This window comes from Roseixanthobacter pseudopolyaromaticivorans, from assembly GCF_043195145.2.
GTDB lineage: Bacteria > Pseudomonadota > Alphaproteobacteria > Rhizobiales > Xanthobacteraceae > NCEH01.
The window spans coordinates 3,613,700-3,635,366 of sequence record NZ_CM195539.1; the positions used below are offsets into that span (position 1 = coordinate 3,613,700).

Annotated in this window: 21 protein-coding genes; 10 read left to right on the top strand and 11 right to left on the bottom strand. The window is 65.7% G+C overall.

Going from position 1 to position 21,667, the window contains the following annotated elements; translation table 11 throughout:
* The first annotated feature begins 114 nt into the window (after window positions 1–114).
* On the top strand, window positions 115–573 hold the full coding sequence (locus tag V5F68_RS17025) for a GNAT family N-acetyltransferase (protein WP_394014204.1): 459 nt from the start codon (window positions 115–117) through the stop codon (window positions 571–573).
* Here the strand turns inward: V5F68_RS17025 and V5F68_RS17030 are convergent.
* Both V5F68_RS17030 and V5F68_RS17035 read right to left on the bottom strand, forming a co-directional pair.
* Entirely contained in the window at window positions 552–1,394 is an 843-nt protein-coding gene (locus V5F68_RS17030) for a sulfotransferase (protein ID WP_394014205.1), read from the bottom strand. The genes V5F68_RS17025 and V5F68_RS17030 overlap by 22 nt on opposite strands.
* A 181-nt stretch (window positions 1,395–1,575) precedes the next feature.
* Window positions 1,576–2,307: a DUF1345 domain-containing protein gene (locus V5F68_RS17035; RefSeq protein WP_394014206.1), complete on the bottom strand. Its 732-nt coding sequence runs from the start codon at window positions 2,305–2,307 to the stop codon at window positions 1,576–1,578.
* Window positions 2,308–2,444: 137 nt separating this feature from the next.
* Here V5F68_RS17035 and V5F68_RS17040 point away from each other — a divergent pair, with 137 nt between their 5' ends.
* Both V5F68_RS17040 and V5F68_RS17045 read left to right on the top strand, forming a co-directional pair.
* On the top strand, window positions 2,445–3,014 hold the full coding sequence (locus tag V5F68_RS17040) for an HdeD family acid-resistance protein (RefSeq protein ID WP_394014207.1): 570 nt from the start codon (window positions 2,445–2,447) through the stop codon (window positions 3,012–3,014).
* Between the two features lie 22 nt (window positions 3,015–3,036).
* A complete protein-coding gene (locus V5F68_RS17045; protein ID WP_394014208.1) occupies window positions 3,037–3,846 on the top strand; it encodes an SGNH/GDSL hydrolase family protein in 810 nt (269 codons plus the stop codon).
* Between the two features lie 49 nt (window positions 3,847–3,895).
* Here V5F68_RS17045 and V5F68_RS17050 read toward each other — a convergent pair whose 3' ends face one another.
* The 7 genes from V5F68_RS17050 to V5F68_RS17080 form a co-directional block, all read right to left on the bottom strand.
* The gene (locus V5F68_RS17050; protein ID WP_348844245.1) at window positions 3,896–4,516 is read right to left on the bottom strand and encodes a 2,3-bisphosphoglycerate-dependent phosphoglycerate mutase; all 621 of its coding nucleotides are present in this window, start codon (window positions 4,514–4,516) and stop codon (window positions 3,896–3,898) included.
* A 131-nt stretch (window positions 4,517–4,647) separates the two neighbouring features.
* Complete coding sequence (gene dapB / locus V5F68_RS17055) at window positions 4,648–5,463, bottom strand: 4-hydroxy-tetrahydrodipicolinate reductase (protein WP_394014209.1); 816 nt, start codon at window positions 5,461–5,463, stop codon at window positions 4,648–4,650.
* Between the two features lie 38 nt (window positions 5,464–5,501).
* Complete coding sequence (locus V5F68_RS17060; protein WP_394014210.1) at window positions 5,502–6,119, bottom strand: DUF1330 domain-containing protein; 618 nt, start codon at window positions 6,117–6,119, stop codon at window positions 5,502–5,504.
* Window positions 6,120–6,200: 81 nt separating this feature from the next.
* A complete protein-coding gene (pyrF, locus tag V5F68_RS17065; protein ID WP_394014211.1) occupies window positions 6,201–6,926 on the bottom strand; it encodes an orotidine-5'-phosphate decarboxylase in 726 nt (241 codons plus the stop codon).
* On the bottom strand, window positions 6,923–7,504 hold the full coding sequence (locus V5F68_RS17070; RefSeq protein ID WP_394014212.1) for a histidine phosphatase family protein: 582 nt from the start codon (window positions 7,502–7,504) through the stop codon (window positions 6,923–6,925). Before V5F68_RS17070 ends, pyrF begins: the two co-directional genes overlap by 4 nt.
* Entirely contained in the window at window positions 7,501–8,103 is a 603-nt protein-coding gene (locus V5F68_RS17075; protein ID WP_348844241.1) for a class I SAM-dependent methyltransferase, read from the bottom strand. The genes V5F68_RS17070 and V5F68_RS17075 overlap by 4 nt, the downstream gene beginning before the upstream one ends.
* A gap of 129 nt (window positions 8,104–8,232) precedes the next feature.
* Entirely contained in the window at window positions 8,233–9,114 is an 882-nt protein-coding gene (locus V5F68_RS17080; RefSeq protein WP_394014213.1) for a UTP--glucose-1-phosphate uridylyltransferase, read from the bottom strand.
* A 265-nt stretch (window positions 9,115–9,379) separates the two neighbouring features.
* Between V5F68_RS17080 and galE the strand changes: the two genes are divergently transcribed.
* The 7 genes from galE (at window position 9,380) to V5F68_RS17115 (ending at window position 17,097) form a co-directional block, all read left to right on the top strand.
* Window positions 9,380–10,369, top strand: a complete 990-nt coding sequence (galE, locus tag V5F68_RS17085; RefSeq protein ID WP_394014214.1) for a UDP-glucose 4-epimerase GalE — start codon at window positions 9,380–9,382, stop codon at window positions 10,367–10,369.
* A 128-nt stretch (window positions 10,370–10,497) separates the two neighbouring features.
* Window positions 10,498–11,811, top strand: a complete 1,314-nt coding sequence (locus V5F68_RS17090) for a lytic murein transglycosylase (protein WP_394014215.1) — start codon at window positions 10,498–10,500, stop codon at window positions 11,809–11,811.
* Between the two features lie 181 nt (window positions 11,812–11,992).
* Entirely contained in the window at window positions 11,993–12,271 is a 279-nt protein-coding gene (locus V5F68_RS17095) for a cysteine rich repeat-containing protein (RefSeq protein WP_394014216.1), read from the top strand.
* Between the two features lie 142 nt (window positions 12,272–12,413).
* Window positions 12,414–13,619, top strand: a complete 1,206-nt coding sequence (locus V5F68_RS17100; protein WP_394014217.1) for an ABC transporter substrate-binding protein — start codon at window positions 12,414–12,416, stop codon at window positions 13,617–13,619.
* A 166-nt stretch (window positions 13,620–13,785) separates the two neighbouring features.
* A complete protein-coding gene (locus V5F68_RS17105; protein ID WP_394014218.1) occupies window positions 13,786–15,633 on the top strand; it encodes an ABC transporter permease in 1,848 nt (615 codons plus the stop codon).
* Entirely contained in the window at window positions 15,630–16,403 is a 774-nt protein-coding gene (locus V5F68_RS17110; protein WP_394014219.1) for an ABC transporter ATP-binding protein, read from the top strand. The genes V5F68_RS17105 and V5F68_RS17110 overlap by 4 nt, the downstream gene beginning before the upstream one ends.
* Window positions 16,396–17,097 carry an ABC transporter ATP-binding protein gene (locus V5F68_RS17115; RefSeq protein ID WP_394014220.1) on the top strand — a complete coding sequence of 234 codons (702 nt, stop codon included), beginning with the start codon at window positions 16,396–16,398 and terminating at the stop codon, window positions 17,095–17,097. The genes V5F68_RS17110 and V5F68_RS17115 overlap by 8 nt, the downstream gene beginning before the upstream one ends.
* A gap of 10 nt (window positions 17,098–17,107) precedes the next feature.
* Here the strand turns inward: V5F68_RS17115 and V5F68_RS17120 are convergent, their stop codons facing one another.
* Complete coding sequence (locus V5F68_RS17120; protein WP_394014221.1) at window positions 17,108–17,593, bottom strand: hypothetical protein; 486 nt, start codon at window positions 17,591–17,593, stop codon at window positions 17,108–17,110.
* Between the two features lie 166 nt (window positions 17,594–17,759).
* A complete protein-coding gene (locus V5F68_RS17125) occupies window positions 17,760–21,416 on the bottom strand; it encodes a hydantoinase B/oxoprolinase family protein (RefSeq protein ID WP_394014222.1) in 3,657 nt (1,218 codons plus the stop codon).
* Between the last annotated feature and the right edge of the window lie 251 nt (window positions 21,417–21,667).

Below are 21,667 nucleotides of genomic sequence, written 5' to 3' on the forward strand. Positions count from 1 at the left end.
ACGTGGTCACTTCGCGGCGGCCGATGCCTGCGCGATGATGGGCACCGGGGAAAAAGGCCGAGGTCACGCAAACACGGGGGCGGCATGTCCGGCACGGAGCAGAGAAGCGAGGCGTTGTCCCCTCTGGCCTCGATTTGCGTGCGCGATGCCACCGCAGGGGACGAAGCGCGCTGGCGCGACCTGTGGGCGGGCTATACCGCCTTTTACGAAACCGACGTGCCCGCGGATGTGACCGCACATACCTGGGCCCGGATCCTCGATTCCGCCTCGCCCATCTCCTGCCGTCTCGCGGAGCGGGAGGGGCTTGTGGCCGGCTTTGCCGTCAGCGTGCTGCATCCAGGCACCTGGGGTCACGGGCCGCGCTGCTATCTGGAGGATTTGTTCGTCGATCCTGAAGTGCGCGGCGGGGGCGTGGGGCGGGCGTTGATTCAAGATCTGATCACACGCGGCCGGGCCGAGGGCTGGATCGAGCTTTATTGGCAAACGAAGGCCAGCAACACCGTGGCCCGCCGCCTCTATGATTCGTTCACGCCGGCCGACGAGTTCGTGCGCTATTGCGTGCAGCTCGCCTGAGCCTGATCCCCGGTGCACGGGACGTGATCGCGAACGGCAGCCGGCGATGTGCGCTCCGCTGAGGACGCGCCCGCCATGCTCAGCCAACCCGACACATCCAGCCCCGTCAGTTCCGCAAATGCCTCGACCTCCGGCCGCAGAAGGCGGGACAGCAGCGCATGGTCGGCCTGCGTCGGATAACACGGCCACGCGCGTGCCGGCCGGACGCACGCGCGCTTGGGAGTCATGATCGGGAACGGGGCCAGCCCCAGGAAAGATGCGATCCGCGCCAGCGTCGCATGCTGATCATGCGCGAGATCCCGAGAGCGCAGGAACAGCAATTGTCCGGCCGGAAAAAGCGCCATCGCCCGACGCACCTGGCTCGCGTAGAAACCGCGCTCCACATAGCTGAACTGACGCAACGCCTCAGACACGGGCATCGACGGGATGCGCGCGCGTCCCTCGCGGATCGCGTCAGCGAACAGCATATCCTCCTCCCCACGGGCATAGGCCATGCACCAATGGGACCAGGCGCGCTCGCAGGGATCGCGAAACAGGAAGATCAGCCGCGCCTTTGGATTGTAGGCCTGGATGCGCTCCATCGCCGGCGGCCAGAAGCTGTAGATGGGGGTCGCCTCGAACCGCTCGCGCCCGTCGTCCACGGGAAAGGCGGCTTCCAGCATGCCGTAATCCGGGCGGTTCCAATCGATCGACTCGTTGTCGAAGAAATGAGGTTCCTTGTGGTACGGCGCAGCAAGATCGGGATGGGACCTCAGATATTCGAACAGGCTCGTCGTTCCGCCCTTTTGAACGCCGCACACGAATGTCGAAACCTGGGCCACCCCTCACCTCCCACCCCACAGCGCCGCTCGCGCATCGTGAACAGCCGGCCGGCGCGCTCGCTACATTCATACCGCAACGCACCGACGGCGCGCAGTATCGATGCGCACATTTAACAGATCAAGCGCAGTCGTCCCCTGAATTCTTGCAACTCCAGGATGCGCAGGAGACAGCCAAAGCGCCCTAGACGAGGCTCGCCGCCACGTTGACGCCAAGGGCGATGACGGCGGCGTTGAAGATGTACGAGGCGATCTGATGGCCCAGCACGAGCCGGCGCAGGCGCGGCGAGGGAATGGTGATGTCCGCGGTTTGCGAGGCGGTCCCGATATTGAAGGAAAAATAGAGCAGATCCCAATAATTGGGCTGCGCATCACCGGGAAACACCAGCATGGGCGAGGCATCGGGGCGGGAGGAATAATATTCCCGCGAATAATGCAGGGCGTAGATGGTGTGAAGGAACAGCCAGGACAGCAATAAGGTCCCCACAGCCAAGCCGACGCGCAGCGGGGACGAGCTCCCATCCGTGCCGTGATGGCCGCTTTCCAGGATGACCGCCGCCAAGCTGATACCGGCGCACAGGAGCGAGGCCACCAGAATCACCGGCCCGCCCTCGTCATCAATGCCGGCATGGATGCTCAGCATCCGCGCATCCGTGCGCACCACCAGGACGCCCACCAGGATCAGCCAGACCAAAATGGCGATGTCCCACGAGAGCAGGGCGCGCGTGATGCCCTCTGCAATCCCGGTCAAGCTCATCATCGCGAATGCGGCCAACCCGAGCAGGACGGCAATGAACAGGCGCACGTGCAGCCGCACCACGCGATGGCCGACCCACAGACGGGCGATCTCCGCCGCGTGCCGCTGCGCCTCCAGTTGCTCCTTGGCGGCACGGTTCGAACGTTTGGCCTGTGTCATCATCGATTTCCGACCTGCGGCGAATCGCACCGCGAAATATGCGCTGCCCCTGCACGATCCCGTTGCGTCTTAGCATTGCGCGGACGGTGCGGATATGATCGCCTGCGGACGGCTTTACGCTGCCGGAGCACCCGATCATGCCCACCAGTCTTCCCTCCCCCACCGCCAAGCTTCACATCACGGAAATCCGGGCCAGCTGGGGCTGGTTCGTTGCTCTTGGAATCGCTTTCGTGGTGCTCGGCTTCATCGCGCTCGCGCATCTGCTCACCTCCACCCTCGTCACCGCGCTCTATGTCGGTGCCTTGGTGATGGTCGCGGGCATCGTGGAGATCCTTCACGCCTTCCGCGTTCAGAGCTGGGGCCGGTTCCTGTTCTGGCTGCTGGGCGGCGTGCTGTATGTGATCGCGGGCGGCCTCATCATGTACCAGCCGCTTCTGGCGGCCGGCGTCATCACCTTGATGATCGGCGTGTCGCTCGTGGTGGGTGGCGGGTTCCGCATCTTCGCTGCCATCGGCGCGCGTCCCGCAGCGGGCTGGGGATTCCTCGCATTGTCGGGGGTGATCACCTTCCTTTTGGGCGTGATCATCATTGCGGGCTGGCCCGTGAATTCGGTATTCCTGCTCGGCCTGTTCCTGGGCATCGACCTGATCGTGAACGGCGTCACCACCGCCATGTTCGGGTTCGCGCTGCGCCAGAAGGCGCAGTAGAACATCATTGGAGGAAACCGGCATGGCCGCCTCGTTTTCCAGCATCGCGGCACGCGTGTGCGGCGCTGCGTTGCTGGGCGTGTTCGCCGGCTCCGCCATGGCACAGACGACCGCCTGCCCGGCTCAACCGCCGCAGGCGGCGTTGAGCGTGCCGCGGGCGGCCGAAACTTTGGCGCGGACAAAGGCGATCACCATCGTGGCGATCGGCTCCTCCTCCACCACCGGCGTCGGTGCCTCGGATCCCTCCCGCACCTATCCGGCGGTGCTCGAGGCGCAGCTGCAGGCGCGTTTCCCCGGCACCCAGATCAAGGTCGTCAACAAGGGCGGCAATGCGGAGGACGTGCCGGAGAATCTCGCCCGCTTCGACCGCGACGTCGGCGCATTGAAGCCCGATGTGGTGCTCTGGCAGGTCGGCACCAATTATGTGCTGCGCAGCTTCGGCCTGGGCAATTTCGGCGACCAGCTGCGCACCGGCATCGCCCGCATCCGCGCTTATGGCGCCGACCCGGTGCTGATCGATCTGCAATATTCGCCCTGGGTGAATATCGACGCCGACACCGGGCCGATGCTGAAGCTGATCGCCGACGTGGGACAGCAGGAGAATGTGCCCGTCATCGCCCGCTACGCCATGATGAAGCGCTGGAAGGAACGCGACGGCATCCCGCTCTCGCAGATGATCATCCTTGACGGTCTGCACCTGACGGACTGGAGCTACAATTGCTTCGCGCAATCGGTGGCCGTGCGGCTGTCGGCCGGCTTGGCCCAGGCGCCCCGCGCCGCTAAGCCGGGAACGGCCACGCCCCCCGCGCCTTCCGCCCCCGCCATGCGCTGATCGGCGTACCGCCTTACTCCCCGGCCCGCACGATGGGCCGGGCGCAGGATCAGACGATCAGATCACGATGCTCTTCCACGGTGGCGTCGGGCGCCAGCCGGTAGACGATGGGCGCGCCGGTGGCGAGTTCCCGCTTCATGATGCTCTCGGGGGTGTGCCGCTCCAGCACCATCACCAGCGCCCGCAGGGAATTGCCGTGGGCCGCCACCAGGGTGCGCCGGCCGCGAAGTACGCTCGGCAGGATTTCCTGCACGTAATAAGGCAGCGTCCGTGCCACCGTGTCGCGCAAGCTCTCGCCGCCGGGCGGGGGAATGTCGTAGGAGCGGCGCCAGATGTGCACCTGCTCGTCGCCCCAGCGCTGGCGCGCCTCGTCCTTGTTGAGACCCGAGAGATCGCCGTAATCGCGTTCGTTCAAAGCCTGGTCGGCGATGGTCTCGATCCCCGCAAGACCCATCTCCTCCAGCACGAGGGAACAGGTGCGCTGGGCGCGGCCGAGAGCGGACGTGTAAGCCAAGTCGAAGCTCAACCCTTCCGCGGCAAGCAGGCTGCCGGCGCGCTGCGCCTCCGCGACCCCCTTCTCCGTCAGGCCCGGATCGCGCCAGCCGGTGAACAGGTTCTTGAGGTTCCACTCGCTCTGCCCGTGACGGACGAGGACGAGAAGCCGTTCCATGGACGCATTCCTTGAACGAGGAGCTTCGGCTGGGCCTTGAGGGAAGGCCGCCGCAGGGCGGATTGATGTGTCGGCGCGACTGATAGCACGTCCGAGCCGGAAATTTCAAAAGCCATAGCGCCCCTGAGGGGTCAGAAATCCGAAAGGCCGAGCACGTCTGCCATGTCGTAAAGGCCGGGCTCGCGCCCCTTGGTCCAGCGCGCGGCGGTCAGCGCGCCGTGGGAAAAGATCGAACGGTCCTCGGCCTTGTGCACCAACTCGATGCGCTCGGCCGGGCCGGCGAAAATCACCTGATGCTCGCCGATGACCGAGCCGCCGCGCAGGCTGGCGAAGCCGATGGCGCCCGGCCGGCGCGGACCCGTGACGCCATCGCGGCCGCGCACCCCATAGTCGTCAAGGTCCACATTGCGGCCCGCGGCCGCCGCCTCGCCCAGCAGCAACGCGGTGCCGGAAGGGGCATCCACCTTGCGGGCGTGATGCATCTCAACGATCTCGATGTCGAATTCCTGCCCCAGCGTCGCCGCCACGCGCTTGGTCAGCGCCGCCAGCAGGGTCACGCCAAGGCTCATGTTGCCCGAGCGGACGATCGCCGTGCGCCGCGCGGCCGCCGCGATGGTGGAGAGATCGGCGGAGGAAAAGCCGGTGGTGCCGATCACGTGGGCGATGCCGGCTTCCGCCAGCGTCTCGGCCAGCCGCACCGAGGCCGACGGTGTGGTGAAATCGATCACCACGTCCGCGCCGTTGAGCACGCGGGACACATCGTTGCGCACCGTCACGCCCGAAACGCCGATGCCGGCCAGCAGGCCCGCATCCTCGCCGAGATGGGGACTATCGGCATGCTCCAGCGCGCCGACCAGTGCGAACCCCTCGGTTTCGAGCACCGCGCGCAGGAGCGTGCGCCCCATGCGACCGCTGGCCCCGGTGATGACGACACGCAGATCCGACACTTGGCTTTGCTCCCCCCGGGGATCCGGGCTTATTTGTCTTAGGCAGGCTGCGGGCCGGAATAGCCGGGCGCGATGATGAGATCCACCTCGGCTGCACCTTCGCGCAGCAGGACGGCCTTTTGATACTCATCTGATTCGTAGCAGGCGAGTGCGGTCGGCACATCATCGAAGGCCAGCAGCACGGTGCGCTGGCGGCCGATGCCTTCCAGCAATTCCTGACGCCCGCCCCGCACCAGGAAACGCGGCTTGAACCCCGCCGTGCCGCCCGCCGCCGCATAGGCGCGGTACCCTTCCTGGTCGATAATATCGAGGCCCATGACCCAATAGCCCGCGGGCGTTGCCGCCGAGGACGGCGCCTCGACGGGAGGCTCGACGCCTTCCACGATCATCACGTCGGCAATGGAATAGGGCTGGCGCAGCGCAAGCGCCGCCTGATACTCGGGAGAGAAATAACAGGCGCGGGCGGCTTCGAAGCTCTCGAACTCGATCACCACATTGCGGCCGCGCGAAATGCCTTCCATCGCGTGGATTTCGCCGCCGCGCACCAGAAAGTGCGCCTTGTGGGCAGCGAAGGGTTCGGCATTCGCCTTGGCGTATTCCGCGTATCCTACCGGGTTGACCACATCGACACGCGCGATCCAATAGCCCTTGGCCATCTCGTTCCGCCCCTTCGTCCCGCCACTCAAGCGCTTTCGCGCCGGCGACCATCCCACAACAGCGCCCCCATCGTCGAGGGATCAGGCGCCGGAGATTTCCTTCAATATGGCCTGCGCCGCCGCGACGGGATCCGGCGCGGCGATGATCGGGCGGCCGACCACGATCTTGTTCGCGCCCGCCGCGATGGCAGCGGCCGGTGTCGCGATCCGCTTCTGGTCGCCCACCTCGGAGCCGCTCGGGCGCACGCCCGGCGTCACCACAAGGCCGTCGGGCCCAAGGATGCCGCGCACGGTCGCCGCGTCGGTCGGCGCGCAGATGACGCCGGCAATCCCAGCCTCGCGCGCCTGGCGGGCGCGCAGGCGAACCGTCTCGCCGACGCCGCTTCCATACCCGGCCGCCGCAAGATCGGCGTCGTCATAGGAGGTGAGCACCGTGACGCCGAGCACCTTCAGCTCACTGCCCTTGGCGCCACGGGCAGCCGCGGCGAGCGTCTGGGGATAGGCATGAACGGTCAATAGCGTGACCCCGCGCGCGGCAGCGGCGGCAGTGGCGCGCTCCACCGTGTGGTCGATGTCGTGGAGCTTGAGATCCAAGAACACCTTCTTGCCCGCGGAGATCAGGTCGCTCGCGAGATCGAGGCCACCGGAGATCGTGAGTTCCAGGCCGATCTTGTAGAAGCTGACGGCATCACCCAATTGCCACACCAGCGCTTCCGCCGCGGCAACATTCGGGAAATCGAGAGCGACGATAAGCTTGTCGCGCGCCGTCTCGGACGGGGTTGCGGATGTCGCGGGGCCAGATGTCATGGGGTGAGGGCCTCCTCCATGGCGCGCCAGCGATCGGGCGTGCGATCCAGCGCGGATTGGAACCAGCAACCTCCGCCGACGGGCGGCTGGTCATGCGCCCGCGAGATCGGATAGCCCGCGAGATGGCATAAAAGCAATGTCCCGACGCCGCCATGACCGACGAAGATCGGCGGCGTCTGCGGAGCGTCGGCGAGCGCTGCCGTCACCTCCCGCACGATGCGGGCCTGGGCGTCGGCAGCGCGCTCCCAGCCACGCACGCTCTCCTGCGGGTGGGCGAAGAAAAGATTGGCCACCGCCTGGAATTCCGCTTCGGCCAGATACCCCGTGGAGGAGCGATCATTCTCGTGCATGGCGGGGCGCACCTCCACCGGCAGGCGCAGCGCCTCGGCCAGAAGGGCAGCAGTCTCCTTCGCCTTCACCTCGTCGCTCGAAACGATGCGGCCGAAGGCCAGCAGCGCCGGATCACGGGCGAAGGCGCGAGTGCGGGCGATCCCGATGTCAGAAAGCCCCCACAGCGGAACCGGGAGGTCCGCATCCACCTTCACCTGCGGATGGCTGACATAAAGAAAGGGCGTCACGGCCGCCGATAGGCCCACACGCGGGCGGGGGGCAAGTTCAGCCACACGCGGGGCGAGCGCTCGCCATTGATGCGCCCATTCTTGAGGGGCACGGGCGAGACCACCGCATAGGTGAACTGAACAAACGGCGCGCCACCGACGCACAGGTCGAATGCCTCGTTCACCATCCGGTCGCGATCCTCCGGCGAGCGGGTGAACAGCGGCAGCGAGGAGATGGTGCCGACCGCCGGGCCGGGCAGCAGCCCGTTCAGCGTCTTACGCATTTCGTAGGCGTCGCCCTGAATCACGGTGACACCGGGATAACGACGGCGCAGAAGAGCGCAGAATTCCGGGTTATATTCGATGAGAAACAGACGTTCGGGCGCGAATCCCCGCGACAGCAGCGCCCGCGTCACCGGCCCCGTGCCAGGTCCAAGCTCGATCACCGGGCCTGGAACAGCCGGGTCCAGGTAGTTCGCCATCATCCGGGCAAGCGCCTTGCCGGAAGGCGAAACCGCGCCCGTTTTCAGCGGATTTTGGAACCAGGACTGGAGGAACCGCAGTTCATCGTTCATGCGGGGTTTGCGCAACTCGCCGCCATGGTTTTGGGACTGCAGCATTCGCGGGCTCCGCGCCTGGACCAGATAAGGCTTCGGAGACCGCGATTAGACGGGAAAAGAGTTCGGGTCAAGGCAAGGCGCGACGACTGAAATGGTATTCTAATAACGTCACGCCCTGCCGCCGTTACGTCAGATCTTCAGGAATGAGGTCAATTCCGAGCGGAATTCGGGCTCTATATCAGGACGCATGAGCGCGTAAGCGACATTGGCCATCAAGAACCCGATCTTGGAGCCGCAATCATAAACCGCGCCATCGAAGGTCACGGCGAAGAAACGCTCCCGCTCCATCAGCTTCAGCATCGAATCGGTGAGCTGAATTTCACCGCCCGCACCCTGTCCCTGCTTGGCGAGCAGATCGAAGATCGTCGGCTGCAAAATATAACGCCCGGAAATGGCAAGGTTGGTCGGCGCCGTGCCGCGGGCGGGTTTTTCCACCATTTGCGTAATTTCAGGAACGAACCCCGGGGCAGAGGAGGTGCCGACGATGCCGTATTGATGGGTCTGATCGTCCGGCACTTCATAGACCGAAATGACATTTCCGCCGGTGTGCTCGTAGGCTTCGACCATCTTACCGAGGCAGCCCTTGCCGTTCTTGGGCAGGTGCAGCATGTCCGGCAGCAGCAGCGCGAACGGCTCGTCACCGATCAGATCGCGCGCACACCACACCGCATGCCCGAGCCCGAGCGGCAGTTGCTGGCGCGTAAAGGAGGTGGTGCCCGCCTTCGGCGTGTCGCGGTCGAGCTGCTCCAGTTCCGCCGTCTTGCCGCGATCGACGAGCGTCTTTTCGAGCTCGAACTGACGGTCGAAATGATCTTCGATGACCGCCTTGTTGCGGCCCGTGACGAAAACGATGTGCTCGATGCCGGCGGCACGTGCCTCGTCCACGACGTGCTGAACGACCGGCCGGTCAACCACGGTCAGCATTTCCTTAGGAACCGCCTTGGTGGCGGGCAGGAAGCGCGTACCGAGGCCGGCAACCGGCAGGATGGCTTTCCGCAGAGGCTTCGGCATGGAATGAGCACCATTCAGTTTCGGGAGACAAGGGCTTCTAGCACGTGGGTCCAGCGTCCGGCAAAGCACTCGATCGTCGTATTGCTAACGGCTGCCGCAGTCTGACGCATCGCGCGATTGCCTTTGACGTTGCTGTGTCCGTGGAGGTAACGCATCCGCATCGAAATGGTTCGCGACAGGTGGACCGAAGCGATGAATGCACCGCACAATAGCCGCGCGATTTCAGACGGCCCAGAGAGGCTGGCGCGGGCAGAGGGATGAGGACATGGCGATTCTGGTTACAGGCGGCGCGGGCTATATCGGCAGCCACATGGTGCTGGCGCTTCTCGATGCCGGCGAAGCGGTCGTGGTGCTGGACGATCTTTCAACCGGATTTCGTTGGGCGGTGCCCGAGGCGGCTGTTTTCGTTCAAGGGGATGTCAGCGACTCCGCATTGGTGGCGCAGACCGTGCGGCAATACGGCATCGAGGCCGTCATTCACTTCGCCGCACGGATTGTCGTGCCGGAGTCCGTCGCCGACCCGCTCGGTTATTATCTCGCCAATACCGTGAAGACCCGCGCCTTATTGGAGGCTGTGGTCGGCGCGGGCGTACCGCATTTCATCTTCTCCTCCACCGCCGCCGTCTATGGCATGGTCGGCACAGAGCCCGTGGACGAGCACGCCGCGCTCAATCCCATTTCGCCCTATGGCCGCTCGAAGTTGATGAGCGAATGGATGATGCGCGACGCCGGCGCCGCCTTCCCGCTGCATTATGTCGCGCTGCGGTATTTCAACGTGGCGGGTGCCGACCCCAAGGGGCGCTCCGGCCAATCGACCGCCGGCGCCACCCATCTCATCAAGGTCGCCTGCGAGGCGGCGCTCGGCAAGCGGCCCGGCCTGCATGTGTTCGGCACGGATTACGAGACCCCCGACGGCACCTGCCTGCGGGACTATATTCATGTGAGCGATCTTGCCGCCGCCCATCTCGACGCGCTCGCCTATCTGCGGAGCGGAGGCGAGAGCGGCATCTTCAATTGCGGCTACGGCCGGGGCTATTCGGTCCTGGACGTGGTGGAGACGGTGAAGGCGGTTTCCGGGGTGGATTTCCCCGTCACCTATTCGCCGCGCCGCGCCGGCGATCCCGCCGCCATCGTCGCAGCGTCCGATCGTATCCAGGCGCAGCTCGGCTGGGCACCGAAGCTCGATGATCTGCCCACCATCGTCGCCCATGCGCTGGACTGGGAGCGTAGCCTTGCGGAGCGGGAGAAGATTTAACTCTGTTCGCTGACCGTCGCGGATAAAGTTGCCCTACGTTAACCACAGAGCAACCATATGGACTGCCCATTAGCGGTCATGGAATCCGTGGGGCGACATCTGCGCGCCGCGCAGCGAAGAGGGCAGTCATGGCGCTGAAGACAACCGGCGGAGCGCTCGCCATCGCTTTCGGCCTTTCCCTGGCAGGGCTCACCCCAGCCGGGGCGCAGGCACAGGTGACCGGCTCGATCTTTGGATTTCCTGCCAATCCGACGCCCGAGGCCACCCGCCCCGCCAGCCATCCCCTCATGACGCCCGAGGCAATTGCCCAGGCGCAGGCCAATTTCCCCAATTGCATCGCCAACATGTGGCCGCTCGCCCAGGCCAAGGGCGTCTCCCAGCGTGGCTTCGAACGCTTCACCACGGGCCTCGAGCCCGACATGAAGATCATGGACTATCTCGATAGCCAGCCGGAATTCTCCCGCGCGCTGGGCGATTATGTGAACATGCTGGTGAGCGAGAAGCGCATCGCCAAGGGCAAGGAGATCCTGGCGAAGTACAAGCCGATCTTCGACGCCGTGGAAAAGGCCTATAAGGTGGACCGCTACGCGGTGGCCGCCATCTGGGGCATCGAAAGCGACTACGGCAATCCGAACGGCATGGGTTCGCGCTCGGTGCTGCGCTCCACTGCGACGCTCGCCTGCATCGGCCGGCGGCAGGATTATTTCCGCGACGAATTCATCGCCACCTTGCAGATCCTCGACAAGGGCGATGTGCCCGCCGACCATCTCAAGGGGTCCTGGGCGGGCGCGTTCGGTCCGACCCAGTTCATGCCCACCAGCTTCCAGCGCTTCGCGGTGGATTTCGACGGCGACGGCCATCGCAACGTGGTGGATTCCATCCCGGACGTGATCGCCTCCACCGCGAACAACCTCAAGCTCGATGGATGGCAGTTCGGCAAGACCTGGGGCTATGAAGTCGTCCTGCCGGCGAACTTCGATTATCGCTATGTGGATCGCTCCAAGCGCTACAGCCTCAGCCAATGGGCCTCGCTCGGCATCACGCGGCCAGGCGGCAAGGCGTTTCCGCGCGCCACGGACACCGCCTTTCTGCTGCTCCCCACCGGCGCCAAGGGGCCGGCCTTCCTGATGCTGCCGAACTTCAGCTCGATCCTGAGGTACAATCCGGCGGACGCCTATGCCCTTGCCATCGGCCATCTGTCGGACCGGCTGCGGGGCGGCGGGCCGTTCGTGGCCTCCTGGCCCGCGGGCGAACGTACCTTGACCCGCGCCGAGCGGGTGGAGATGCAGTCCCTCCTGCTCCAGCGCGGCTACGATATCGGCAATCCCGACGGCATCCTGGGCAACAAGACCCGCGTCGCCGTGCAGGATTTCCAGATCAAGAGCGGCATGGTGCCGGACGGCTACCCCAATGCCGACGTATTGGACCGCCTGCGCCGCTGAGGGGTGGGACGGCATGCGCGGGCCGGCATGAAACGCCGGCTTGTCCCTCTCTCGGGCTGTTACAAAACTTCACACGTCCGAACGATCTGGCAACGTGCGGACATCGGTGGGCAACCGCCGGCCGCCATGGTTCCGGAATGAAGCGGCGCCCCAGCGGCGCCGCACCGACCGGAGCCGTCGCTTGCCTGCCATCGCATTTCCCCGCCGCGCCTTGGCGCGCCTCGCATTCTCCTTTCTGATCCAGAGCAGTCTCGCCGCGCCCTCGGCGCTGGCGCAGGACGCGGGCTCTGCGGCCACCAAGGCGGCACTGGAGGCCTGCCGCACGGACGCGCAGAAGCTGTGCGCCAGTGTCCAGCCGGGCGGCGGACGCATCATGCAGTGCCCTCAAAAACAGACCGACCAAATCAGTGAAGGCTGCCGCACGGCGCTAGCAGCGGCGCAGACCCAGCGCGTTCAATAGTCGGCGTGCGCCTTACCCGGCAGCGGGCGCCCTGACGTGCTCGACTTCCGGCCGCGCCTCGCGTATCCGCAAGAGGTCGGCGCCGCCTTTCCGAACGGGGAACTCCCCGCGGCGCGCCGGCTCTGCGAAGGAGAGGTTGAGGATGCGCACGCTGTCCGCTTCCGTTGCGGCGTTCGCCGTCGGCGCCACCCTGTTCGCCTCGGCGGCCCTTGCCCAACAGGGTGAGATCAAGATCGGCGAGATCAATTCCTATTCCACTCTGCCCGCCTTCACTGAGCCGTACCGCAAGGGCTGGCAACTCGCGGTCGACGAGGTGAACGCCGCCGGCGGCTTGCTCGGCAAGAAGCTGGTGGTGATTTCCAAGGACGATGCCGGCAAGCCCGCCGATGCGGTGACCGCCGCCAACGAGCTGGTTTCGCCCGATCAGGTGGCCATGCTCGCCGGCACCTTCTTCTCCCACATCGGCCTTGCCGTCTCGGATTTCGCCAAGCAGAAGAAGGTGTTTTTCCTCGCCGCCGAGCCGCTGACCGACGCCATCACCTGGGAGAAGGGCAACGCTTATACCTTCCGCCTGCGCCCCTCGAACTACATGCAGGCGGCCATGCTGGCGGAGGAAGCGGCCAAGCTGCCCGCCAAACGTTGGGCCACCATCGCGCCCAATTACGAATACGGCCAGTCCGCGGTCGCGGTCTTCAAGAAGCTGCTCTCGGCCAAGCGGCCGGACGTGGAATGGGTGGCGGAACAATGGCCACCTCAGGGTAAGATCGACGCCGGTCCCGTGGTCCAGGCCATCGCCGCCGCCAAGCCGGACGCGATCTTGAACGTCACCTTCGGTCCGGACCTCGCCAAGCTGGTACGCGAGGGCAATGTGCGCGGCCTGTTCAAGGATCGCGCCGTGGTCAGCTTCCTGACCGGCGAGCCGGAATATCTCGACCCGCTGAAGGACGAGGCGCCGCAAGGCTGGATCGTGACGGGCTATCCCTGGTACGCGATCCATACGCCGGAGCACGACGCGTTCCTGAACGCCTACCGGGCGAAGTTCAACGATTATCCCCGCCTCGGGTCCGTGGTCGGCTATTCGACCATCAAGGCAGCCGCCGCGATCATCGCCAAGGCCGGGTCAACCGACACCGACAAGCTGATTGCCGCCGCCGAAGGCATTTCCCTCGTCAGCCCGTTCGGGCCCATCGTGTTCCGCAAGGGGGATCACCAATCCACCCTCGGTGCCTTCGTGGGCAAGACCACGGTCCAGGACGGCCAGGGCCGGATGGTGGACTTCGTCTATCGCGACGGCGCCGCCTATCTGCCGAGCGAGGAAGAGGCCGCAAAGCTGCGCCCGGCGCAATAGGTTTTGACGCGCCTTGCCTGCCTCCTCTCCCGAGAAGGAAAAGGATGGGGCGAGGGTGAAGCGCTGGCGGGGCATGGTGCCCCCTCACCCGCCAGCGATGCGGACGACCTCTCCCTCGGTGAGAGGCGGTGACGCCCGGCCAAACCAAGGCGTGGAGACGAGGCTTTTGGACTTCATCATTGCCCAACTCCTCACCGGCCTTGCCAGCGCCTGTTCGTTGTTCCTGGTGGCAAGCGGGCTTTCGATCATCTTCGGCGTTACGCGTATCGTGAACTTCGCCCATGGCGCCTTCTACATGCTGGGCGCCTATGTGGCCTACAGCCTCACGGAGCGGTTTTCCGGGGCGCTGGGCTTCTGGGCGGCCCTGGTTTGCGCCGCCGGCTTCGTGGCCTTGCTGGGCGTGGCCATGGAAATCCTGCTCTTGCGCCGCATCTACCGCGCGCCGGAGCTGTTCCAACTGCTCGCAACCTTCGGCGTCACGCTGATGGTTGAGGATCTTGTGGTCCTGATCTTCGGGCCGGAAGACCTGCTCGGCCCCCGTGCGCCGGGATTGAAGGGCGCAGTGGACGTTCTCGGCCAGGCGATCCCCGCCTACGACCTGTTCCTGGTGGCTTTAGGACCGCTGGTGCTCGGCGCGATCTGGCTCGCCTTCCACACCACCCGCTGGGGCATTCTGGTGCGTGCGGCGACACAGGACCGGGACATGGTGGCGGCGCTCGGCGTGAATCAGAAATGGCTGTTCACCTCGGTGTTCGCCATCGGCGTGTTTCTCGCCGCGCTTGGCGGGGCGCTGCAATTGCCGCGCGAGGCGGTGAACCATTCCATGGATCTGAAGATCATCGTGGAGGCGTTTGTGGTGGTGGTGATCGGCGGGCTCGGGTCGGTCACCGGCGCGTTTCTCGCGGCCGTGCTGGTGTGCGAATTGAACGCCTTCGGTATCCTCATTCTGCCCCAGGTGTCTTTGGTGCTGGTGTTCGCGGTGATGGCGCTGGTGTTGGTCCTGCGGCCGTACGGGCTGCTCGGCCGGGCCGACGGCGGCGCACGCACGACCATCGGCACCTTCATTGCCCCGTGGCGACCATTGACGGCGCGCGGGCGCGCGGCGGTGGCTGGCGGCGTCTTGGTGGCCGCCCTGCTGCCACTCGGCGCAAGCGCCTATGCGCTGAATGTGGCCGCGGAGATCGCGATCTTCGTGCTTTTTGCCGCGAGCCTGCATTTCCTCATGGGTGCAGGCGGCCTCCCCTCCTTCGGCCATGCCGCCTATTTTGGCCTCGGCGCCTATGGCGCGGCATTCTCCTTGAAGCTCGCCGGGCTTTCCATGATCGGTTCGATCCTGCTCGGTCCGCTCCTGGGGCTCGCCGGCGCGGTGCTGTTCGGCTGGTTTTGCGTACGCCTGTCGGGCGTCTATTCCGCCATGCTGACGCTCGCTTTCGCGCAGATCGCCTGGGCGATTACCTTCCAATGGGTCCAGGTGACCGGCGGCGACAACGGCCTGCTCGGCATCTGGCCGCAAGGCTTCGCTGCGACCCCCTCCGGCTTCTATTGGCTGGCCCTTGCCCTCGCGACGCTTGGCGTCGCAGCCCTGCGCACGCTCATCTTCTCGCCCTTCGGCTATGCCCTTCGCGCGGCGCGTGACAATGCCGCGCGGGCCGAAGCGCTGGGCGTTGACCGCCATCGCATCCAATGGGCGGCATTTGCCCTCGCGGGCCTGTTCGCGGCGCTCGCCGGCGCGCTGTTCGCTTTTCTGAAAGGCAGTGTCTTTCCCGATACGCTGGGCATACCACTCTCGGTGGATGCCCTAGCCATGGTGCTCCTGGGCGGGGTTGAAACCATCTCAGGGGGCATCGTCGGCGCCATCGCCTACAAGCTGCTATCCATAGGGCTGATGAGCCAGACCGAGCATTCCAAGCTCGTTCTGGGCGCGGTGATCGTGCTGCTGGTGATCGCCTTTCCCCATGGCATCGTGGGTTCGCTCGCCCGCCTACGCCCACGCTTGGGGAGCGGTGACGCATGAGCCCGCCGTTGCTCGAGGCCATCAGCCTTTCCAAGGCCTATGGCGGCGTCGCCGCCGTGCGCGATGTCTCCTTCACCCTGGCGGCCGGGGAGATTGTGGCGCTCATCGGCCCCAATGGCGCTGGGAAAAGCACCTGCTTCAGCCTGCTGGGCGGGCAGGTGACGCCCGACGCGGGCACCGTGCGCATCGCCGGGCAGGAGATCACCGGCGCGCCGCCGCGCCGGCTGTTCCGCCTGGGCGTCGGGCGCACGTTCCAGATCGCCGCCACCTTCGCGTCCATGAGCGTGCGGGAGAATCTCGCGGTCGCCCTGCTCTCCCACCATGGCGCGCTGGCCCGTCCCTTCGGCTTCGCCGGCCGCGCCCACAGGCAGGAAGCGGACGCGCTGCTCGGCCTCGTGGGGCTCGCGGACCAGGCGGAACGGGCCAGCGGGGAGCTCGCCTATGGTGACGTCAAGCGGCTGGAACTTGCGCTCGCGCTGGCGAACGGCCCCCGCCTGCTGCTCATGGACGAGCCCACCGCCGGCATGGCAATCGGCGAGCGCGTCGCCCTGATGCGCCTGGCCGCCCGCCTCGCCCGGGAGCGCGACATGGGCATCCTGTTCACCGAGCACGATATGGATGTGGTGTTCGAGCATGCCGACCGGGTTTTGGTGCTGGATCGCGGCACGCTGATCGCGCAAGGCTCGCCCGCCGCCATCCGTGCCGATCCGCATGTGCGCGCCATCTATCTCGGCACCGGCTTGACCTTCGCGGGGCCTGCGGATGCTTGAGGTGGCGCATCTCGATGCCTTCTATGGCCACGCCCAGATTCTTTACGATGTGGCGCTGGAGGTGCGCACCGGAGAGGCGCTCGCTCTGCTCGGCCGCAATGGGGCTGGCAAATCCACCACGCTTCGCGCCATCATCGCGCAGGGGCCCCGCCGCACCGGGCAGGTGCGCCTGGAGGGCCGCGACGTCTCGCGCCTGCAAACCCACGACCTCGCCCAGGCCGGCATCGGCTATGTTCCGGAGGATCGGCGGATCTTCACCGACCTCACCGTGATGGAGAATCTGGAAGTTGGCCGCCGCCCCGCCCGGCCGGGCCATGCGCCCTGGACGGTGGAGCGCCTGTTCGCGCTGTTCCCCAATCTGGCGGAGATGCGCCGGCGGCGCGGCGGCGAGATGAGCGGGGGCGAACAGCAGATGCTCACCCTTGCACGCACCCTCATGGGCAATCCGCTGCTGTTGTTGCTGGACGAACCCTCCGAAGGGCTGGCGCCGCGGATCGTGGAGCAAATCGCGCTGGCGGTGACGACCCTGAAGCGTGAGGGACTTTCGATCCTGCTGTGCGAGCAGAACCTTCACTTCGCCGGGCTCATCTGCGATCGCGCCTGCGTCATGGCGCGCGGCCGCATGGTATTCGAGGGCAGCTTCGCGGCGCTCGCGGGCGATCCCGCACGCCGCGACGCATTGCTCTCGGTCTGACGCGCGGCGGCTATTTGGCCGGAGGCGCGAAGGACTGGTTGCTGAAGGGCGAGGAGGTGGGCACCTGCACGACGATGAACCCGCGCCCGATCGACTGGTGACAGGCATTGCAGGCATTGGTCATGTCATTGAACGCGGTCGCGAACTTCGGCCCGTTCTTTTCCTTGATAGCCTCGCCGATGAGGCGGGCCGGCTCGGTCATCGAACTCATGTCGGCAACCGGAATACCGGGATAGAGGGTCAGCGCATCCTGGAAACTCGCCCGCATCTGCCCGAGTTCGTAATCGGCAAGCTCCCAATTGCCGAGGCGCCCTGCAAACCACAGCTTGAAATGCCGAAGCTGCATGGTCTCCATGATGTCGCCGAGGTGGGGAACATAAGCCTCATGCTTCTGCGCAGGTGCATTCACCTGCGTAAAGGCGGCAAAGGGCATGAGCGTGAGCCCGCCGACGGCGACGGCGGCGAACAGGGAACGGACCGTCCATTTCGAAGCCATGGGATTTCTCCGCGGATCGCACCGCACGCCAGGATCTGGCGATGCAGTCTAGTCCCCACGGAGGTATCGCTATTGATCGGGATCAAAACTCGAAAGAACACCATCGCCCACACCACCAAGGACGTGCGGACGACGGCATCCGGACTTTCAGATCACGCCGCGTGGATCACCCCTTGCGCAAGGCCGGATCCCCGAAACCGCCACCCGTCGGCGTGATGACGATCACCGCTTCGCCGGCTTCGAGCACGGTCTGGTCGCAGCCTTCCATGACGTCGTAGGACCCATCGTTGCGGCGCACGAAGCCCTCGCCCACCGCACCATATTCGCCGCCGTCCACGCCGAAGGGACGGACGCGCCGGTGCGAAGACAGCAGCGCGCAATCCATCTTCTCTAGGAAGCGGATGCGCCGGTAGGTGCCGGCGCCCGCGTTCCACTGCCCCCGCCCGCCGGAGCCCGGCCGCACGTGGAAATCCTCCAGCAGAACCGGAAAGCGGGTTTCCAGGATTTCCGGGTCGGTCAGGCGCGAATTGGTCATGTGCACGTGCACCGCGTCCGTGCCGTCGAAGCCGGGGCCCGCCGGCGAACCCGAGCAGATGGTCTCGTAATACTGAATCTTCTCGTTGCCGAAGGTGAGGTTGTTCATGGTGCCCTGGGACGCGCCCATGGCTTTCAGCGCGCCGAACAGGCAATTGGTGACCGCCTGGGACGTCTCCACATTCCCGGCCACAACCGCGGCGGGATAGACCGGCGAGAGCATCGAGCCCTGCGGCACCACGATGTCGATGGGCCGCAGGCAGCCAGCGTTCATGGGGATTTCATCCTCCACCATCACGCGAAAGACGTAGAGCACCGCCGCCCGGGTGACCGGGGCCGGCGCGTTGAAATTGGTCGGCTGCTGCGGGGAGGAGCCGGTGAAATCCACCGTGGCGCGACGTGCCGCCTTGTCCACCGTGATCTTCACCTTGATCACCGTGCCCTGGTCCATCTCATAGCTGTATTCGCAGTCATTGAGACGATCGAGAACCCGGCGCACGCTCTCCTCGGCGTTGTCCTGCACGTGGCCCATATAAGCGGTGACGACATCGAGCCCGAAGGTCGAGATCATCTTGCGCAATTCCTGGATGCCCTTCTCATTGGCGGCGATCTGCGCCTTGAGGTCCGCCACGTTCTGCACCGGATTGCGGGCGGGATACTTCGCGCCGGAGAGCAGATCCAGAAGTTCCGCCTCGCGGAAGCGGCCCTGGTCCACCAGCTTGAAATTGTCGATATAGACGCCTTCTTCCTCGATCACCGTGGCGCGCGGGCTCATGGAACCGGGAGCGACGCCGCCAACGTCCGCGTGGTGGCCGCGCGAGGCGACCCAGAACAGCAACTCCTTCCCCTCATCGTCGAACACCGGCGAGCACACGGTAATATCCGGCAGATGCGTGCCGCCATTGTACGGAGCGTTCAACGCGAACACATCACCGGGGCGGATGGCGCCATCATTCTCGCGGATCACGGTTTCCACCGAGCGGTCCATGGAGCCAAGATGCACCGGCATGTGGGGCGCGTTGGCCACCAGTTCGCCGGTGCCGGAAAAGACCGCGCACGAGAAGTCCAGCCGCTCTTTAATGTTCACCGAATAGGCGGTGTTCTGGAGTGTTACGCCCATCTGCTCGGCGATGGACATGAAGAGGTTGTTGAACACTTCCAGCATCACGGGATCGGCGTGCGTGCCGACCGCCTCGGCGCGCTTCAAGGCCACGGCGCGGGTGAGCAGGAGATGGTCCTTCACCGTCACTTCCGCCCGCCAGCCGGCCTCCACGATCACCGTCTGGTTGGGCTCGATGACGATGGCCGGGCCTTGCAGCACCATGCCCGGCCGGAACGCCGCGCGCAGCACAACGGGCGCCTCATGCCATTCGCCGCGCGAAAAGAAGCGCGCCGTGCGGTCCGCCTGCGGGGCGCCTTCGCACAGGGCATGATCAGGTTCCGCGATGCCAGCCCCGCCGCCCGAGGACTGAACCTCGATGGCCTCGACCACCACCGGCTTTTCGGGCGAGACGAAGCCGAACTGGCCCTTATGCTTGGCTTCGAACTCGCGAAGCATGGCCTGCACGTCGGCAAGTGCGACGGAGAGCGGCGTATCGGTGCCTTCATAGCGCAGGTGCAGCTTGGCCTGCGTCTCGACATCGCCTTGAGCAATGCCCTGCCCCACGAGTTCCGCCACCGTCTCCCCCGCGAGCGCGTCCCGGGTTTGCTCGAGCGCGGCCAAAGCCTCGGCTTCGAGGCGCACGCCGACAGCCTTTGTGCGATGGGCGCGGATGGCGGCGAGGCCCATGCCATAGGCCGACAGCAGGCCTGAGAAGGGGTGGATATGGACGCTCTTCATGCCCAGCGCGTCGGCGACCAGGCAGGCGTGCTGCCCGCCCGCCCCGCCGAAACAGGTCAGCGCATAGCGGGTGACATCATAGCCGCGCTCCACCGAGATCTTCTTGATCGCATTGGCCATGTTCTCCACCGCGATGGTGATGAAGCCGTCGGCGGCGGCCTCGGCGGTGCGGCCATCCCCCATCTCGGCCGCGAGGGCGGCGAATTGTTCGCGCACCGCATCGGCATCGAGCGCCTGATCCTGGTTTGGGCCGAAGATCTTCGGGAAGAAATCGGGAATGAGCTTACCGAGCATCACATTGGCGTCGGTCACCGCGAGCGGCCCGCCGCGCCGGTAGCAGGCCGGGCCGGGATTGGCGCCCGCGCTGTCCGGCCCCACGCGGAAGCGCGAGCCATCATAATGCAGGATCGATCCCCCGCCCGCTGCCACCGTGTGAATGCGCATCATGGGCGCGCGAATGCGCACGCCGGCGACTTCCGTGTCGAAAGCTCGCTCAAGCTCGCCGTCGAAATGGCAGACGTCCGTGGACGTGCCCCCCATGTCGAAGCCGATGATGCGCTCAAGCCCGGCAATGCCGCCGGTTTCCGCCGCGCCGACCACGCCGCCGGCAGGCCCGGAAAGCAGTGCGTCCTTGCCCTGAAACAGATTGGCGGCGGTCAGCCCACCAGAGGACATCATGAACATCAGGCGGATCGGGTCGGCGCCCTCGGGCTCCCCGGCTCCCAGTTCCTCCGCCACCTGCCCCACATAGCGGCGCAGGATTGGCGAGAGATAGGCATCCACCACCGTAGTGTCGCCTCGCCCCACCAGCTTGATGAGCGGGGAAACCTCGTGGGACACGGAAACCTGCGGAAAGCCGATCTCCCGCGCCAATGCCGCGATCTGCCGCTCGTGCTCGGGGAAGCGATAGGCGTGCATGAAGGCGATCGCCACCGCCACGATGCCGGCCTCGCGTGCCTCCACCAGGCTCGCGCGCACCGCGTCCAGATCGGGCGCCGCCTCGATGGTGCCGTCGGCGCGCACACGCTCGCCCACCTCCAGCACGCGTTCGAACAACATGTGGGGAAGAACGATCTTCTTGGCGAAAATCTTGGGTCGCGCCTGATAGCCGATCTTCAGCGCGTCCTTGAAGCCGCGTGTCGTCACCAGCAGGGTGCGGTCGCCCTTGCGCTCAAGAAGCGCGTTCGTGGCGACCGTCGTGCCCATTTTGACAGCAGAAACGAGGCCGCCGGGTATGGGCTCCCCTGCCTTGAGGCCAAGCAACTCGCGAATGCCGTGTACCGCCGCGTCGCGATATGCGCCCGGGTTTTCCGACAAGACCTTGTGCGCCACCAGATGTCCATCAGGCCGGCGCCCGATGATGTCGGTGAAGGTGCCGCCGCGGTCGATCCAGAATTCCCAAGCACCCCGCTTGCCCGAAGAAATCTCCGCGTCCGCGTTCGTCACCATATCTGTCCCCTGCGTCGTCTGATGGTCGCCGGAACCGCGCCGGTTCGGCTGGCCCGTTTTCTGCACCGCCCAAGCGGTCCGCGCTGTTCAACCACCCTTCACGCCGCATCGGACTGATACCGATTTCAGCATGAATGGGCTCAAAATTAGAATTTCCTATTCTCGATCCGTCTGGCCCACTCTGCAGCATCGATCGTTTGCCTGGATGCCACGTCAGTTAGGCGTCTGCGAAACGAATGAAGTCATGTCGG

Coding starts and splice junctions, on each gene's coding strand:
- V5F68_RS17035 (WP_394014206.1), bottom strand. CDS start 2,307: ATGACACAGGCCAAACGTTCGAACCGTGCCGCCAAGGAGCAACTGGAG.
- V5F68_RS17040 (WP_394014207.1), top strand. CDS start 2,445: ATGCCCACCAGTCTTCCCTCCCCCACCGCCAAGCTTCACATCACGGAA.
- V5F68_RS17045 (WP_394014208.1), top strand. CDS start 3,037: ATGGCCGCCTCGTTTTCCAGCATCGCGGCACGCGTGTGCGGCGCTGCG.
- V5F68_RS17050 (WP_348844245.1), bottom strand. CDS start 4,516: ATGGAACGGCTTCTCGTCCTCGTCCGTCACGGGCAGAGCGAGTGGAAC.
- V5F68_RS17060 (WP_394014210.1), bottom strand. CDS start 6,119: ATGGCCAAGGGCTATTGGATCGCGCGTGTCGATGTGGTCAACCCGGTA.
- pyrF (WP_394014211.1), bottom strand. CDS start 6,926: ATGACATCTGGCCCCGCGACATCCGCAACCCCGTCCGAGACGGCGCGC.
- V5F68_RS17075 (WP_348844241.1), bottom strand. CDS start 8,103: ATGCTGCAGTCCCAAAACCATGGCGGCGAGTTGCGCAAACCCCGCATG.
- V5F68_RS17080 (WP_394014213.1), bottom strand. CDS start 9,114: ATGCCGAAGCCTCTGCGGAAAGCCATCCTGCCGGTTGCCGGCCTCGGT.
- galE (WP_394014214.1), top strand. CDS start 9,380: ATGGCGATTCTGGTTACAGGCGGCGCGGGCTATATCGGCAGCCACATG.
- V5F68_RS17090 (WP_394014215.1), top strand. CDS start 10,498: ATGGCGCTGAAGACAACCGGCGGAGCGCTCGCCATCGCTTTCGGCCTT.
- V5F68_RS17100 (WP_394014217.1), top strand. CDS start 12,414: ATGCGCACGCTGTCCGCTTCCGTTGCGGCGTTCGCCGTCGGCGCCACC.
- V5F68_RS17110 (WP_394014219.1), top strand. CDS start 15,630: ATGAGCCCGCCGTTGCTCGAGGCCATCAGCCTTTCCAAGGCCTATGGC.
- V5F68_RS17115 (WP_394014220.1), top strand. CDS start 16,396: ATGCTTGAGGTGGCGCATCTCGATGCCTTCTATGGCCACGCCCAGATT.
- V5F68_RS17120 (WP_394014221.1), bottom strand. CDS start 17,593: ATGGCTTCGAAATGGACGGTCCGTTCCCTGTTCGCCGCCGTCGCCGTC.
- V5F68_RS17125 (WP_394014222.1), bottom strand. CDS start 21,416: ATGGTGACGAACGCGGACGCGGAGATTTCTTCGGGCAAGCGGGGTGCT.